This window comes from Kitasatospora sp. NPDC004723 (genome assembly GCF_040609255.1).
Classification (GTDB): Bacteria; Actinomycetota; Actinomycetes; order Streptomycetales; family Streptomycetaceae; genus Kitasatospora.
Genome location: NZ_JBEXJT010000005.1, coordinates 16,400 through 31,555, shown reverse-complemented (window position 1 = coordinate 31,555; position 15,156 = coordinate 16,400). Strand labels below are relative to the sequence as shown.

General features: G+C 72.2%; 11 protein-coding genes. 7 read left to right on the top strand and 4 right to left on the bottom strand.

Features of this window, described 5'->3' with window-relative positions; translation table 11 throughout:
• The first annotated feature begins 180 nt into the window (after nt 1-180).
• Together gltB and ABZW10_RS08110 are read left to right on the top strand one after the other, a co-directional pair.
• Nucleotides 181-4,782: a glutamate synthase large subunit gene (gene gltB, locus ABZW10_RS08115; RefSeq protein WP_355362091.1), complete on the top strand. Its 4,602-nt coding sequence runs from the start codon at nt 181-183 to the stop codon at nt 4,780-4,782.
• Nucleotides 4,775-6,235, top strand: coding sequence for a glutamate synthase subunit beta (locus ABZW10_RS08110; RefSeq protein WP_355361597.1), 1,461 nt, complete (start codon nt 4,775-4,777; stop codon nt 6,233-6,235). The genes gltB and ABZW10_RS08110 overlap by 8 nt, the downstream gene beginning before the upstream one ends.
• 144 nt (nt 6,236-6,379) lie before the next feature.
• Here the strand turns inward: ABZW10_RS08110 and ABZW10_RS08105 are convergent, their stop codons facing one another.
• A complete protein-coding gene (locus ABZW10_RS08105) occupies nt 6,380-7,282 on the bottom strand; it encodes a hypothetical protein (RefSeq protein ID WP_355361595.1) in 903 nt (300 codons plus the stop codon).
• Nucleotides 7,283-7,584: 302 nt separating this feature from the next.
• Between ABZW10_RS08105 and ABZW10_RS08100 the strand changes: the two genes are divergently transcribed.
• From ABZW10_RS08100 to ABZW10_RS08090, 3 genes are all read left to right on the top strand, one after another.
• Nucleotides 7,585-8,451, top strand: a complete 867-nt coding sequence (locus ABZW10_RS08100; RefSeq protein ID WP_355361593.1) for a helix-turn-helix transcriptional regulator — start codon at nt 7,585-7,587, stop codon at nt 8,449-8,451.
• A gap of 88 nt (nt 8,452-8,539) precedes the next feature.
• Complete coding sequence (locus ABZW10_RS08095; protein ID WP_355361591.1) at nt 8,540-9,997, top strand: aldehyde dehydrogenase family protein; 1,458 nt, start codon at nt 8,540-8,542, stop codon at nt 9,995-9,997.
• 154 nt (nt 9,998-10,151) lie between these two features.
• On the top strand, nt 10,152-11,006 hold the full coding sequence (locus ABZW10_RS08090) for an SAM-dependent methyltransferase (protein ID WP_355361589.1): 855 nt from the start codon (nt 10,152-10,154) through the stop codon (nt 11,004-11,006).
• Here the strand turns inward: ABZW10_RS08090 and ABZW10_RS08085 are convergent.
• The gene (locus ABZW10_RS08085; RefSeq protein ID WP_355361587.1) at nt 11,003-11,572 is read right to left on the bottom strand and encodes a Uma2 family endonuclease; all 570 of its coding nucleotides are present in this window, start codon (nt 11,570-11,572) and stop codon (nt 11,003-11,005) included. The two genes, ABZW10_RS08090 and ABZW10_RS08085, sit on opposite strands and share 4 nt — an antisense overlap.
• A gap of 99 nt (nt 11,573-11,671) precedes the next feature.
• Between ABZW10_RS08085 and ABZW10_RS08080 the strand changes: the two genes are divergently transcribed.
• Nucleotides 11,672-12,103: a MarR family transcriptional regulator gene (locus ABZW10_RS08080; RefSeq protein WP_355362089.1), complete on the top strand. Its 432-nt coding sequence runs from the start codon at nt 11,672-11,674 to the stop codon at nt 12,101-12,103.
• A 90-nt stretch (nt 12,104-12,193) separates the two neighbouring features.
• Nucleotides 12,194-13,105, top strand: a complete 912-nt coding sequence (locus ABZW10_RS08075) for an LLM class flavin-dependent oxidoreductase (RefSeq protein ID WP_355361585.1) — start codon at nt 12,194-12,196, stop codon at nt 13,103-13,105.
• A gap of 39 nt (nt 13,106-13,144) precedes the next feature.
• Here the strand turns inward: ABZW10_RS08075 and ABZW10_RS08070 are convergent, their stop codons facing one another.
• Entirely contained in the window at nt 13,145-14,074 is a 930-nt protein-coding gene (locus ABZW10_RS08070; protein WP_355361583.1) for an AraC family transcriptional regulator, read from the bottom strand.
• Between the two features lie 41 nt (nt 14,075-14,115).
• Nucleotides 14,116-15,042 (bottom strand): NADP-dependent oxidoreductase, encoded by a 927-nt coding sequence (locus ABZW10_RS08065; RefSeq protein WP_355361581.1) that lies wholly within the window; start codon nt 15,040-15,042, stop codon nt 14,116-14,118.
• Between the last annotated feature and the right edge of the window lie 114 nt (nt 15,043-15,156).

The following is a 15,156-nucleotide window of genomic DNA, read 5'->3' as shown; positions in this document are numbered from 1 at the left end:
GCACGTTCCCTCATCACCCCCGTGACCTGCGGATCCGTCCGCGATGTGGACGCTTTTTTCCGCTTCCCGGGGTCTTCGGCATCATGTAACGTGCGTGCCTCCATCGCATCAGGGCCAGCGTCGTCCCTACTGCACCAATTTCGAAAGACGACGACGGGAGAGCCGATGCTGTCTGCATCCATGCACTCCGCCAACGAGCCCCAGGCCGGCGCCGCCCGCCCGCCGTACGCGCTCGTTCCGGATGCGCGACCTGCTGCTCAGGGCCTGTACGACCCGCGACACGAGCACGACGCCTGCGGCGTCGGATTCGTCGCCACGCTGACCGGCACCGCCGACCACACCGTCGTCGAGCAGGCGCTGACCGTCCTGCGCAACCTGGAGCACCGCGGCGCCACCGGCGCCGAGCCGGACTCCGGTGACGGCGCGGGCATCCTCACCCAGATCCCGGACGCCTTCCTGCGAGCCCAGGTGGCCTTCGACCTCCCGGCGGCCGGCGGCTACGCGGTGGGCATCGCCTTCCTGCCCGACGCCGACGACGAGGACGCCGCCGCCGTCGCCCGGATCGAGGCGATCGCGGACGAGGAGGGCCTGACCGTCCTCGGCTGGCGCGACGTCCCGGTCACCCCCGACCTGCTGGGCGCCACCGCCCGCGGCGTCATGCCGCGCTTCCGCCAGCTCTTCCTGGCCGGCGAGGGCAAGGCCGGCCTGGCGCTGGACCGGGTCGCCTTCGTGGTCCGCAAGCGCTCCGAGCGCGAGGCCGGGGTCTACTTCCCCTCGCTCTCCGCGCGCACCATCGTCTACAAGGGCATGCTGACCACCGGCCAGCTGGAGCCCTTCTTCCCCGACCTGTCGGACCGGCTCTACGCCTCCGCGCTCGGTCTGGTGCACTCGCGCTTCTCCACCAACACCTTCCCGAGCTGGCCGCTCGCCCACCCGTACCGGTTCGTCGCGCACAACGGCGAGATCAACACGGTCAAGGGCAACCGGAACTGGATGACCGCCCGGGAGTCCCAGCTCGCCACCGACCTCATCCCCGCCAACCGCAACGGGCAGGGGCTGGAGCGGATCTTCCCGATCTGCACCCCCGACCACTCCGACTCGGCCTCCTTCGACGAGGTCCTGGAGCTGCTCCACCTCGGCGGCCGCTCGCTGCCGCACGCCGTGCTGATGATGATCCCGGAGGCGTGGGAGAACCACGCCACGATGGACCCGTCCCGCCGCGCGTTCTACCGGTACCACTCCAACCTGATGGAGCCCTGGGACGGCCCGGCCTGCGTCACCTTCACCGACGGCACGCAGATCGGCGCCGTGCTGGACCGCAACGGCCTGCGCCCGGCCCGCTACTGGATCACCGAGGACGGCCTGGTCGTCCTCTCCTCCGAGGTCGGCGTGCTCGACATCGAGCAGACCCGGGTGGTCAAGAAGGGCCGGCTGCAGCCCGGCCGGATGTTCCTCGTCGACACCGCGGAGCACCGCATCGTCGAGGACGAGGAGATCAAGTCGGCGCTGGCCGCCGAGCACCCCTACGAGGAGTGGGTGGAGGCCGGGCAGATCCAGCTCGCCAAGCTCCCCGAGCGCGAGCACATCGCGCACACCCACGCCTCGGTCACCCGCCGCCAGCAGACCTTCGGCTACACCGAGGAGGAGCTGCGGGTCATCCTGGCGCCGATGGCCAAGACCGGCGCCGAGGCGCTCGGCTCGATGGGCACCGACTCGCCGATCGCCGCGCTGAGCGAGAAGCCGCGACTGCTGTTCGACTACTTCGTGCAGCTGTTCGCCCAGGTCACCAACCCGCCGCTGGACGCGATCCGCGAGGAACTGGTCACCTCGCTGCTGTCCAACCTCGGCCCCGAGGGCAACCTGCTGGCCGCCGAGGCCGCCGCCTGCCGCTCCGTCGGCATCACCTTCCCGGTGATCGACAACGACGAGCTGGCCAAGCTGGTCCACGTCAACGCGGACGGCGACCAGCCCGGCCTCAAGGCCGTCACGCTGTCCGGCCTGTACAAGGTCGCCGGCGGCGGCGAGGCGCTGGCCGCCCGGCTCGCCGCGATCGCCGCCGAGGCCGACGCGGCGATCGCCGACGGCACCCGGATCATCGTGCTCTCCGACCGGCACTCGGACGCCGAGCACGCCCCGATCCCCTCGCTGCTGCTCACCTCGGCGATCCACCACCACCTCATCCGCACCAAGCAGCGCACCCGGGTGTCGCTGCTGGTCGAGGCCGGTGACGTCCGCGAGGTGCACCACGTCGCGCTGCTGATCGGCTACGGCGCCGGCGCGGTCAACCCGTACCTGGCCATGGAGTCGGTCGAGGACCTCGTCGCCCAGGGCACCTTCCTGACCGCGATCGAGCCCGAGAAGGCGATCAGGAACCTGATCAAGGCGCTCGGCAAGGGCGTGCTCAAGGTGATGTCCAAGATGGGCATCTCCACCGTCGCCTCCTACCGCGGCGCGCAGGTCTTCGAGGCCATCGGCCTCTCCCGGGAGCTGGTGGACGCCTACTTCGCCGGCACCACCACCAAGCTCGGCGGCATCGGCCTGGACGAGATCGCGAAGGAGACCGCCGCCCGGCACGCCAAGGCCTACCCGGCCTCCGGCATCCCGGCCGCGCACCGCGCGCTGGAGATCGGCGGGGAGTACCAGTGGCGCCGCGAGGGCGAGCCCCACCTGTTCGACCCGGACACCGTCTTCCGGCTGCAGCACTCCACCCGCAACCGCCGCTACGACGTCTTCAAGCAGTACACGGACCGGGTGAACGAGCAGTCCGAGCGGCTGATGACGCTGCGCGGCCTGTTCAAGCTCGACGCGCTCGGCCGCACCCCGGTGCCCGTCGAGGAGGTCGAGCCGGTCTCCGAGATCGTCAAGCGCTTCTCCACCGGCGCCATGTCGTACGGCTCGATCTCCCTCGAGGCGCACGAGACCCTGGCGATCGCGATGAACCGCCTCGGCGGCAAGTCCAACACCGGTGAGGGCGGCGAGGACCCGGACCGCCTGTACGACCCGGAGCGCCGCTCGGCGATCAAGCAGGTCGCCTCCGGCCGGTTCGGCGTCACCTCCGAGTACCTGGTCAACGCGGACGACATCCAGATCAAGATGGCCCAGGGCGCCAAGCCCGGCGAGGGCGGCCAGCTGCCCGGCCACAAGGTGTACCCGTGGGTCGCCAGGACCCGGCACTCCACCCCGGGTGTCGGCCTGATCTCGCCGCCGCCGCACCACGACATCTACTCGATCGAGGACCTGGCGCAGCTGATCCACGACCTCAAGAACGCCAACCCCGAGGCCCGCATCCACGTGAAGCTGGTCTCCGAGGTCGGCGTCGGCACGGTCGCGGCCGGCGTCTCCAAGGCGCACGCGGACGTCGTGCTGGTCTCCGGCCACGACGGCGGCACCGGCGCCTCGCCGCTCACCTCGCTCAAGCACGCGGGCGGCCCCTGGGAGCTCGGCCTCGCCGAAACCCAGCAGACCCTGCTGCTCAACGGCCTGCGCGACCGGATCGTGGTGCAGACCGACGGCCAGCTGAAGACCGGCCGCGACGTCGTCATCGCCGCCCTGCTGGGCGCCGAGGAGTTCGGCTTCGCGACCGCCCCGCTGGTGGTCTCCGGCTGCATCATGATGCGCGTCTGCCACCTCGACACCTGCCCGGTCGGCGTCGCCACCCAGAACCCGGTGCTGCGCGAGCGGTTCTCCGGCAAGCCGGAGTTCGTGGTCAACTTCTTCGAGTTCATCGCCGAGGAGGTCCGGGAGCTCCTGGCCTCGCTGGGCTTCCGCTCGATCGAGGAGGCCGTCGGCCACGCCGAGCACATCGACGCCGAGGCCGCGGTCGACCACTGGAAGGCCGCCGGGCTCGACCTCGCCCCGCTGTTCCACGTGCCCGAGCTGCCCGAGGGCGCGGCCCTGCACCGCACCACCACGCAGGACCACGCGCTGGACAAGGCCCTGGACAACCAGCTGATCGACCTGGCCCAGGACGCCCTGGAGAACGGCGACGCCGTCCGCATCCAGCTGCCGATCCGCAACGTCAACCGGACCGTCGGCACCATGCTCGGCCACCAGGTGACCAAGCGGTACCGCGGCGAGGGCCTGCCGGAGGGGACCATCGACGTCACCTTCACCGGCTCGGCCGGCCAGTCCTTCGGCGCCTTCGTGCCGCGCGGCATCACGCTGCGCCTGGAGGGCGACGCCAACGACTACGTCGGCAAGGGCCTGTCCGGCGGCGTGATCGTGGTCCGCCCGGCCCGCGACGCGGCGGCGATCGGCAACGACGCGCAGAACCACGTCATCGCCGGCAACACCATCGGCTACGGCGCCACCGGCGGCCGGATCCACCTGCGCGGCAAGGCCGGCGAGCGGTTCGCCGTCCGCAACTCCGGGGCCACCCTGGTGGTCGAGGGCGTGGGCGACCACGGCCTGGAGTACATGACCGGCGGCCGGGTCGTCGTCCTCGGCGAGACCGGGCGCAACCTGGCGGCCGGCATGTCCGGCGGCATCGCCTACGTGCTGGACCTGCGCCCGGCAAACGTCAACAGCGGCATGGTGGGCATCGAGGCCCCCGACGCCGCCGCCCGCGAATGGCTGCGCGAGACCGTGCAGCAGCACTACGAGGAGACCGGCTCCACCGTGGCGGCCGAGCTCCTGGCGGACTGGGGCAGCGGGGTCTCCCGCTTCTCCACGATCATGCCGACCGACTACAAGGCAGTGCTCGCCGCCAAGGACGCCGCTGAGCGCGATGGCCTCTCCGAGGCCGAGACCACTCGCAAGATGATGGAGGCGGCACGTGGCTGACCCCAAGGGCTTCCTGACCACGCCCAAGCAGCTGGCCGAGCGGCGTCCGGTGGACGTGCGCCTGCGCGACTGGAACGAGGTCTACGTCGAGCGCAGCCTGCTCCCGATCATCACCAAGCAGGCCGGGCGCTGCATGGACTGCGGCATCCCGTTCTGCCACAACGGGTGCCCGCTCGGGAACCTCGTCCCCGAGTGGAACGACCTCGCCTACCGGGACGACTGGAAGGGCGCGATCGAGCGGCTGCACGCGACCAACAACTTCCCGGAGTTCACCGGGCGGCTCTGCCCGGCGCCCTGCGAGTCGGCCTGCGTGCTCGGCATCAACCAGGACGCGGTGACCATCAAGAACGTCGAGGTCACCATCATCGACAAGGCCTGGGACCGCGGCGGGGTCACCCCGCAGGTGCCGGAGCGGCTGTCCGGCAAGACGGTCGCCGTGGTCGGCTCCGGGCCGGCCGGGCTGGCCGCCGCCCAGCAGCTCACCCGGGCCGGGCACACCGTGGTGGTGTACGAGCGGGCCGACCGGATCGGCGGTCTGCTGCGGTACGGCATCCCCGAGTTCAAGATGGAGAAGCGCCACATCAACCGCCGCATCGAGCAGATGCGCGCGGAGGGCACCCGGTTCCGCACCGGCGTGCACGTGGGCGAGGACATCACCGGGCAGCAGCTGCGCGAGCGCTTCGACGCGGTGGTCGTCGCCGCCGGCGCCACCACCGCCCGCGACCTGCCGGTGCCCGGGCGCGAGCTCAAGGGCGTCCACCAGGCCATGGAGTACCTGCCGCTGGCCAACAAGGTGCAGGAGGGCGACTTCGTGGAGTCGCCGATCAGCGCCAAGGGCAAGCACGTCGTGGTGATCGGCGGCGGCGACACCGGCGCGGACTGTGTCGGCACCGCGCACCGGCAGGGGGCGGCCTCCGTCACCCAGCTGGAGATCATGCCGCGGCCCGGCGAGGACCGGCCGGCCCACCAGCCGTGGCCGACCATGCCGATGACCTACAAGGTCACCTCGGCGCACGAGGAGGGCGGCGAGCGGATCTACTCCGTCTCCACCACCCACTTCAGTGGCGACGAGGAGGGCAACGTCCAGCAGCTGCACCTCGTCGAGGTGGAGTTCAAGGACGGGCGGTTCGAGCAGGTGCCGGGCACCGAGCGGGCCGTCCCGGCGCAGCTGGTCACCCTGGCGATGGGCTTCACCGGGACGGACGTGAAGAACGGTCTGGTCGAGCAGCTGGGCGTGGACCTCGACGCACGCGGTAATGTGGCCCGGGACGGCCGCTTCGCCACCAATGTCGATGGCGTCTACGTCTGCGGTGACGCGGGACGGGGCCAGTCCCTGATCGTCTGGGCCATCGCGGAGGGCCGTTCGGCCGCCGCGGCGGTCGACACCTACCTGGGCGGCAAGACCCCGCTGCCCGCCCCGATCCGGCCGACGGACCGCCCGCTGGTGGTCTGATCCGGTCCAGGTAGCCCGGCGCCGCACTGCCGGGTCGTACCGAGCCGCACCCCGTCAGCGTCGCCGGGCCACCGCGGTCCCTGGCGCCTGCCCACATCCCCGACCAGTTTGGGGGCAGGCGCCTTTCGCGTTCCCGGGGGCGGGTCAGTCCTCGGGGAAGTAGATGGGGCGGCCGGCGAGGTTGAGGACCACGCGGTCGCCCAGGGGCCGGGTGAACCGGAACAGGGTGCTCCGTCCGGCGCCGTTCGGTTCGCAGTCGGTCGGGCGGCCGGTGGTGCGGCCGATCAGGACCAGGACGTCGGCGGTCTCGTACACAGCGCCCGGGAGCGCGTCGGCGCAGTCGTGGGGGTACATCACGCCCTCCAGCCCCTTCTCGTCGTGGAACGCGAGGAGGACGTCCGCGATCCCCGTGGGGAGGTCCTCGCCCGGCACGGTGTAGCGGGCGGACTTCTGTGCCGACTCCACCTCCACGGCGGCGACGGCGTAGGGCTCGTCGAGGCCGGCGAACCGGAACTCCCAGACCGGGACCGTCGCGGTTCCGCGGCTGGTGAGCTGGGGCCGGGTCCCGGGCCGGACGGCGGTGACGGTGAGCCGGGTGTCGCAGGGTTCCCTGGTGCAGGGGTTGTCGCGGTAACGGACGAGTTCCCCGTAGGCGGCGCGGGGGTCGGTCAGCGGCAGGGCGATGGACGTCCCGTCCGCGAAGGAGACCGTCCCGGTGCCGGAGGCCGGCGGGAGCCCGGTCTCCAGAGCGATCCGGCCGCCGAGGAAGGCCGCGAACGCGCCGTCGTTCTGGGAGAAGTCCTTCGGCAGCCAGAACTGACCCTCCCGCTGCGGGAAGTAGCCGCTCTGCCAGCTCTGGCCCATCGCGGATCCGGGCCAGGCCTCCGCCACCTGGCGGGCCCGTTCCAGGGCCCCGCCGGGGACCGGGACGTCGCTCTGGTCCGGGGCGGCGGCCGGGGCGGGGGCGGTGTCACCGGGCACGGCGAGCACGGTGAGTACGGCGAGCGCGATGATCGGGAGCGCGGCGGTGCGAAGTCGTCTCAGCACATGGTCGGGGACGCCCGGCGGCGCGGTCGGGTTGCGTCAACGGTTGTCGATTCCGGCCGAGTTGCGGCTCCCGGGGGCACTCCGGGGGGCTGGGGATGTGCATGGCGACGGCGGGGGACTAGAGTGCGTTCCGGGGAGCTACGAGTCGGCTACCGCGCGTATCCGGACGGTGGTCGTCCGGGCGGTCACGGCGGCGGTCGACGGCTCCGTCGAGGGCGTTCCGAGGACTGTTGTTTGTCGGTCCCTGATGGAAGACTGCGGCCGACGGCCGGGGGGCTGCCGAGGTGCGGAGGGTTGAGGCGATGGGTGCGACTCAGGCGGGTGGTGGTGCCACCGTGCGGCGTCTGCTGCTGGGGTCGCAGCTGCGAAGGCTCCGGGAGGCCCGGGGCGTCAGCCGGGAGGAGGCCGGGTACTCGATCCGGGCCTCCGAGTCGAAGATCAGCCGGATGGAACTCGGCCGGGTCGGCTTCAAGGAGCGCGACGTCGCCGACCTGCTGACGCTGTACGGGGTCGACGCGGAGCCGGAGCGGGCCTCGGTGCTGGGGCTGGTGCGGGCGGCCAACGCGACGTCCTGGTGGCACGGGTACGGGGACGTGCTGCCGGGCTGGTTCCAGAACTACCTGGGCCTGGAGGAGGCCGCCACCGAGATCCGCAGCTACGAGGTGCAGTTCGTCCACGGGCTGCTGCAGACCGCCGACTACGCCCGGGCCGTGATCACCCACGGCGGGCACGTCACCGAGCCGGCCGAGATCGAGCGGCGGGTGGAGGTGCGGCTCAAGCGCCAGGAGGTGCTGAGCGCCGAGCGGGCGCCGCGGCTGGTCGCGGTGCTGGACGAGGCCGTGCTGCGCCGGCCCTGGGGCGGGCCGGAGCTGATGCGGGCGCAGGTCGACCGGCTGCTGGAGCTGACCGAACTGCCGAACGTCGAGTTCCAGGTGATGCCGCTGGGCTTCGGCGGGCTGCGCGCGGAGGGCGGGGCGTTCTCGGTGCTGGCCTTCGACGAGCAGGAGCTGCCGGACATCGTGTACCTGGAGCAGTTCACCACCGCGCTGTACCTGGACAAGCCGGCGGAGGTCGCCGAGTACGCGGGGGCGATGGACGGTCTGGTGGCGGACAGTCTCTCTCCCGAGCGGACACGAGAACTTCTTCGCTCGGTACGCCAAGAGCTCTGACAGATAAGTACGATGAGCCCCGATCAGATCTGATCGCGAACGACCGCGAACGATGTTCGTGCGTTCCCGTAGGCATGAGAGGGATCAGATGTCGTACCTTTCCGAGTTGGCGCTGCAGTTCATCGACGGTGAGTGGCGCGAGGGCAGCGGCTCCTGGGACATCGTCGACGTCGACCCCTTCACCGGTGAGAAGATCGCCGCCATCACCGTCGCCACCGTCGAGGAGGTCGACCAGGCCTACCGGGCCGCGGCGCTGGCGCAGAAGGAGTGGGCGGCCACCAACCCCTACGCCCGCCGGCTGGTCTTCGAGCGCGCGCTGCGGATCCTGGAGGACCGCGAGCAGGAGATCACCCGGGACATCATGGCCGAGCTCGGCGGCACCGCCGTCAAGGCCTGGTTCGAACTCTCGCTCACCAAGGACATGCTGCGCGAGGCGATGCAGCTGTCACTGCGCGCCGAGGGCCGGCTGCTGCCCTCCCCGGTGGACGGCAAGGAGAACCGGCTCTACCGGCTGCCGGTCGGCGTCGTCGGGGTGATCAGCCCGTTCAACTTCCCGCTGTTCCTGTCGATGAAGGCGGTCGCCCCGGCGCTGGCGCTCGGCAACGGCGTGGTGCTCAAGCCGCACCAGGAGACCCCGGTGGTCGGCGGCACCCTGATCGCCAAGATCTTCGAGGAGGCGGGCCTGCCGGCCGGCCTGCTGAACGTCGTGATCACCGACATCGCCGAGATCGGCGACGCGTTCATCGAGCACCCGATCCCCAAGGTGATCTCCTTCACCGGCTCCGACAAGGTCGGCCGGCACGTCGCCACCGTCGCCGCCTCGCACTTCAAGCGGACCGTCCTGGAGCTGGGCGGCAACAGCGCGCTGATCGTGCTGGACGACGCCGACGTCGACTACGCGGTGGACGCGGCCGTGTTCAGCCGCTTCGTGCACCAGGGGCAGGTCTGCATGGCCGCCAACCGCGTGCTGGTCGACCGCGCCGTGGCCGAGGAGTTCACCCGCAAGTTCGTCGCCAAGGTCGCCACCCTCAAGGTCGGCGACCCCCGGGACCCGGCCACCCACATCGGCCCGCTGATCAACCCCGTCCAGGCCGACGCCCTCACCGCGCAGGTCGACCAGGCGGTCGCCGCCGGTGCCACCGCGCTGCTGCGCGGCACCACCACCGGCAGCCTGATGGAGCCCGTGGTGCTCGGCGACCTGCCGGCCGACGCGCCGATCCTGCGGCGCGAGCTGTTCGGGCCGGTCGTGCTGGTCGTGCCGTTCGACGGCGAGGACGAGGCGGTGCGGATCGCCAACGACACGCCGTTCGGCCTCAGCGGCGCGGTGCACACGGCCGACGTGGAGCGCGGCGTGCGGGTCGCGCAGCGGATCGAGACCGGCATGATCCACGTCAACGACGGGACCATCGCGGACGAGCCGGTGGTGCCCTTCGGCGGCGAGAAGAGCTCGGGCGTGGGCCGGCTGAACGGCGAGTCCACGGTCGACGCGTTCACCACCGTGAAGTGGATCTCGATCCAGCACGGGCGCAGCCGCTTCCCGTTCTGACCCGGGGTCCGGCCGTCCCCCGGCTCCGGCGGGGACGGCCGGGTTCCGCTTGCCGGCCGGGGCTGCCCTATGCTGCGCCTGTCGGATCGCATGGGGACCAGTGGGGACTGAGTTCGACCGTGTGTGATCGGAACGGACCTAAGGGGTGGCAGGGGTGACCGAGTTTCAGGAGATCGGCCGGGAGTGGCTCGTCGGTGACGAGGGCGACGAGGTACGGCCGCCCGCCGACCTGCGCCCCGAGATCCCGCACCCCGCCCGGATGTACGACTACTACATCGGCGGCAAGGACAACTTCCCGGCCGACCGCGAGGCCGCGGAACGGGTGCTCGGCATCAGCCCGATGGTGCGGATCAGCGCGCTGGCCAACCGGGCCTTCCTCGGCCGCGCGGTGCGCCACCTCGCCGGCGAGGGCATCCGGCACTTCGTCGACATCGGCACCGGCATCCCCAGCGCCGGGAACACCCACGAGGTCGCCCAGCAGGTGCGGCCGGACGCCCGGGTGGTCTACCTCGACAACGACCCGATCGTGCTGGTGCACGGCCGCGCCCTGCTGAGCGGCACCACCCCGGAGAGCACCTCGGTGGTCCAGGCCGACCTGCGCGATCCGGCCGCGATCCTGGCCCTCCCCGAGGTCCGGCGGGCGCTGGACTCCGGTGAGCCGGTGGCGCTGCTGCTCGTCGCCGTCCTGCACTTCATCGACGAGCAGGACGACCCGTACGGCATCGTGCGCACCCTGGTGGACGCCCTGCCGTCCGGCAGCCGCCTCGTCCTCTCCCACGGCACCCTGGACTTCACCCCGACCGCCGACGCCGGCCGCGGCCCCGCCGTCTACCGCAACGCCTCCGCCCAGCTGACCATGCGCACCCGCGAGCAGGTGCTGCGCTTCTTCGAGGGCCTCGACCTCACCGAGCCCGGCCTGGTCACCGCCCCCCTCTGGCGCCCCGACACCCCCGAGCAGCCGACCGACTCCCAGGTGGCCATCTGGGCCGCCGTCGCCGAGAAGCCCTAGCGGGGGTACCGGAGCAGTTCGGCGGTGGCGAGCTCGAAGGCGAACGGCTCCGGGACCGGCACGCCGTCCCCGAACGCCCCGGTCCACCGCCGGTGGTAGGTGCCGCCGCCGGGTTCGGAGTGGAGGGTGAGCGTGCCCTCGCGCGGGTCGATCACCAGGTAGAGCGGGATCGCCATCTGCGGGTAGTCGCGGACCTTGCCGACCAGGTCGTTCTCCGGGTTCGAGGGGGAGACGATCTCGACCGCGATCGCGGCCAGCTCGGCGGGCACCTGGCTGCCGCCGAGCTCGACGGTGTCGAGCGGGATGTAGGTGAGGTCCGGGTTGCGGAGCTTGCCGGTGTGGGGTGAGGCGAGGTCGGTGTTCTCGCTGGGCATCAGCTCGGCCGGGCGGTGGGCATCGAACTGCTCTCGGACGATCATCAGGTTGCGCTGGTGGATCACTGATGGGCTCGCCGTCATGATGATCTGGTCGCCCGACACCTCGACCTTCCAGCCTGACGGCGGGGTGAGGCTCTGGGCGTAGGCCGGCAACTGCGCATGCCGTTCGGGGATCCGGAATCCGGTCATGGGCCATTCTCGCACCTGGCGCCGACCGTCGAATCAGTAGTTCGTGTCGCGAATCATGACTGTTAGGCTGGGCTGGTGGACAAGAGTGCGGATGGTGGGATCGGGGTTGTCGGGGCACTGGTGCGGGCGGCGTTCCTGGTGGACGCGGTGTACGCCGAGGCGGCGCGCGAGCACGGGCTGACTCCGCAGCAGGGGCAGTTGCTGTGCGTGCTGATGGGGCGGTCGTACGTGATGGGGGAGCTCGGGGGGCTGCTGCGGCTGGCCAAGTCGAGCCTGACCGGGCTGGTCGACCGCAGTGAGCGCAACGGGCTCGTGCGACGGGAGAGTTGTGAGGCGGACGCGCGGGCGGTGCGGGTCGCGCTGACGGCGGAGGGGGCGGTGCTGGCGGAGCGGTTCCACGCGGAGACCTGTCGGCGGATCGACGGGCTGCCGGCCGGGCTCTCCGCGGCGGAGCGGGAGGTGCTGGCCGGGCTGCTCGGGCGGGTCGTGCTGGACAACGAGGCGCCGCCGGTCTTCGGGGAGCCGGGCTGATCCCCTCGGTGGGGGTTGCAGTTCGTGCCGCGAACCAATAGGTTCGTGATACGAACTGCAGCTCTTTTCTGCTTTGGGGGCAAGAGAAACATGAGTCGTAGCAAGAGCGTCGTCTTCGGATTCGGCGCGCCGGGTGACCTCGCCGACACCGGTCAGCTGCTGAGCGTCGTCCAGCAGGCCGACCGGGACGGGCTGGACCACTTCTCGCTGTCCGACCACCCCTACCTCGGCGGGCGGGTGGACGCCTACGCCGCGCTCGGGTTCCTGCTCGGGCGCACCGAGCGGATCAGCGGCTTCGCCAACGTCACCAACCTGCCGAGCCGGCCCGCGCCGCTGCTGGCCCGGGCGGTCACCTCGCTGTCCGCGCTCTCCGGCGGGCGGGTGGTGCTGGGCATGGGCGCCGGCGGGCTCTGGGACCGGATCGCCGACCTGGGGGTGGAGCGGCTCACCCCGGGAGAGGCGGTGGAGGCCTTCGAGGAGGCGATCCTGCTGGTCAAGCGGCTGTCGGGCGGCGGCGAGCCGGTCACCCACGAGGGCCGGCACTACCGCGTGCGGCGGATCGAGCCCGCGCCGGTGGCGGCGCCGCCGGTGTGGACGGGCTCCAACGGCCGCAAGTCGCTGGCCGTCACCGGCCGGGTCGCCGACGGCTGGATCCCCGGTCACGCCGCGGACTGGCTCAGCGAGCGCTACCGCACCTCGCGACCGGTCGTCGACGAGGCCGCCGCCGCCGTCGGGCGCGACCCGCGCGAGATCCGCACCGTCTACAACCTCCCGGGCCGGATCACCGACCGCCCGCTGGCGGCGACCCGGAACGGCGAACGGACCTGGCTCGGCGGCTCGGTGGAGCAGTGGGTGGCCGAGCTGACCGGCGCGGTGCTGGAGCACGGGGCGTCCGGCTTCACCCTCTTCGCCGCCGACCACGGCTCGCCGGACCCGCTGACCCTCGGCCGCTGGGCGAACGAGATCGCCCCGGCGGTCCGCGAGGCCGTCGCCGAGGGGTAGCACCGGGCGCGCCGGAGCACGTGCGGACGCGGCGGGTGCTCAGGCGGCCCGGGACTCGCGGCGGTAGCCGCCGGGGGCGAGGCCGAACTCCCGCTTGAACGCCTTGGCGAAGGCGTACTCCGAGCCGTAGCCGGTCCGTGCGGCGACGGTGGTGAGCGGAGCCTCCGACTCGCGCAGCAGCCGCGCCGCCGTGGTCATCCGCCAGCGGGTCAGGTACGCCATCGGCGGCTCGCCGACCAGCGTGGTGAACCGCCGGGCGAACGCCGCCCGGGAGAGCCCGGCCCGGGCGGCGAGCGACTCCACCGTCCAGGCCGTGGACGGCGCCTCGTGGATCGCGGTGAGCGCCGGAGCCACCGCCGAGTCGCCGAGCGCCGCCGCCCAGCCGGCCGCGGTGGCGGGCGGCTGCTCCTCGAACCACGCCCGCAGGATGTACAGCAGCAGCGAGTCGATCAGCGCCGGGACGATGCCGGTCGACCCGATCCGCGGGTTCTCCAGCTCGGCGCCGAGCAGCTGGACGGCCGCGCTCAGCTCCGGGTGCCGGCCGTGCCGGGTCTGCAGGTGGACGATCGCCGGCAGTTGGCGCACCAGCGGGTGCGGGCGGGCCTGGTCGAGGTGGTAGTTGCCGCACAGCAGGCTGGTGCGCGGCCCGTCCCCGCCGATCGACACGGTGCCGATCGGCAGGGACGGCCGGTAGTCCGAGGCCTGCGCGGGGGTGATGGGGGTACCGGGCCGGTCGGTGAGGATGTGGCCGCGGCCGTCGCGCAGGAACACCACGTCCCCCGGGCTGAGCGCGATCGGCGCGGCCTCCTCCTCCAGCGGCACCAGCCAGCACGTTCCGTACAGCACCACGTGGAACCCGGCGCCGGCGACCGGGGGCAGCCGAAGCCCCCACGGGGCCTGCCCCTCGGTGCGGACGGAGGTGGGCTGCCCCGTACGCATCGAGCTCAGTGCCTCGGTCAGGATGTCCACGCGCCCTCCCTGGTCGCCACGCCGTCCCCGGGAAACCCTACTCAGCCGACGGTCAGCACGATCTTGCCCTGGGTGCGGCCGGTGGCGATCAGCTCGTGCGCCTTGCCGGCCTCCTCCAGCGGGAAGGTCTCGGCGATGTGCGGACGGATCCGGCCCTCGTCCACCAGCCGGGCGATGGCCTCCAGCGAGGCGTAGTCCGGCTCCACCGAGACGCCCGCGAACCGCCGCCCGGCGGCCTCGACCTCGGCGGCCAGCGCGGTGTTCCAGTGCTCCATGATCGAGACCAGCACACCGCCCTCGGGCAGCACCGCCAGCGAGGCGGTGCCCTGCGAGGAGGAGTCGAACACCACGTCCACCCGGCCGACCCGCTCCAGGAACCCCTCCTCGCGGTAGTCGAGCACCTCGTCGGCGCCCAGCGAGCGCACGAACTCGTGCTTCGGCTCGCTCGCCAGGGCGATCACGTGCGCGCCGCGCGCCTTGGCGATCTGCACGGCCAGGTGGCCGACGCCGCCCGCCGCCCGGTGGATCAGCACCCGCTGCCCCTCGGCCAGACCCGCCGCGTCCACCAGGCCCTGCCAGGCGGTCAGCGCGGCCAGCGGCAGGGCAGCGGCCTGCACGTGGTCCAGCGAGGCGGGCTTGCGGGCCACCTGGCGGGAGGGCACGGCGATGTACTCGGCGTAGCCGGTGGCGGCGCGCGGGAAGAACGGCATCCCGAACACCTCGTCGCCGACCTTGAAGCGGGCGCCCGGCGCGGCCTCCTCGACCACGCCCGAGATGTCCCAGCCGACCCCGAACGGCGGCTCGCCGAGCAGCGGGTACATCCCGGAACGGACCGCCGCGTCCACCGGGTTGACGCCGGCGGCGTGGACGCGGACGAGCACCTCGGCGCTGAGCGGGGCGGGCCGGTCGGTCTCGACGACCTCCAGGACCTCCGGGCCGCCGACGGTCTGCTGGACGACTGCGCGCATGGGACTGCTCCTTCTCGGAACTTCACAAGGGGGACTCTCGGTGACGTGATCAACGGTAGGCAGGCCCCGCGCGCGGCTGAATATCCCGCTGTCTCGGGAAGATGTCCCAACGTC

Bases quoted from the DNA above. Each gene is read 5' to 3' on its own strand.
- ABZW10_RS08085 (WP_355361587.1), bottom strand. From the start codon at position 11,572: ATGACCGGATTCCGGATCCCCGAACGGCATGCGCAGTTGCCGGCCTAC.
- gltB (WP_355362091.1), top strand. From the start codon at position 181: ATGCACTCCGCCAACGAGCCCCAGGCCGGCGCCGCCCGCCCGCCGTAC.
- ABZW10_RS08100 (WP_355361593.1), top strand. From the start codon at position 7,585: ATGGGTGCGACTCAGGCGGGTGGTGGTGCCACCGTGCGGCGTCTGCTG.
- ABZW10_RS08075 (WP_355361585.1), top strand. From the start codon at position 12,194: ATGAGTCGTAGCAAGAGCGTCGTCTTCGGATTCGGCGCGCCGGGTGAC.
- ABZW10_RS08095 (WP_355361591.1), top strand. From the start codon at position 8,540: ATGTCGTACCTTTCCGAGTTGGCGCTGCAGTTCATCGACGGTGAGTGG.
- ABZW10_RS08065 (WP_355361581.1), bottom strand. From the start codon at position 15,042: ATGCGCGCAGTCGTCCAGCAGACCGTCGGCGGCCCGGAGGTCCTGGAG.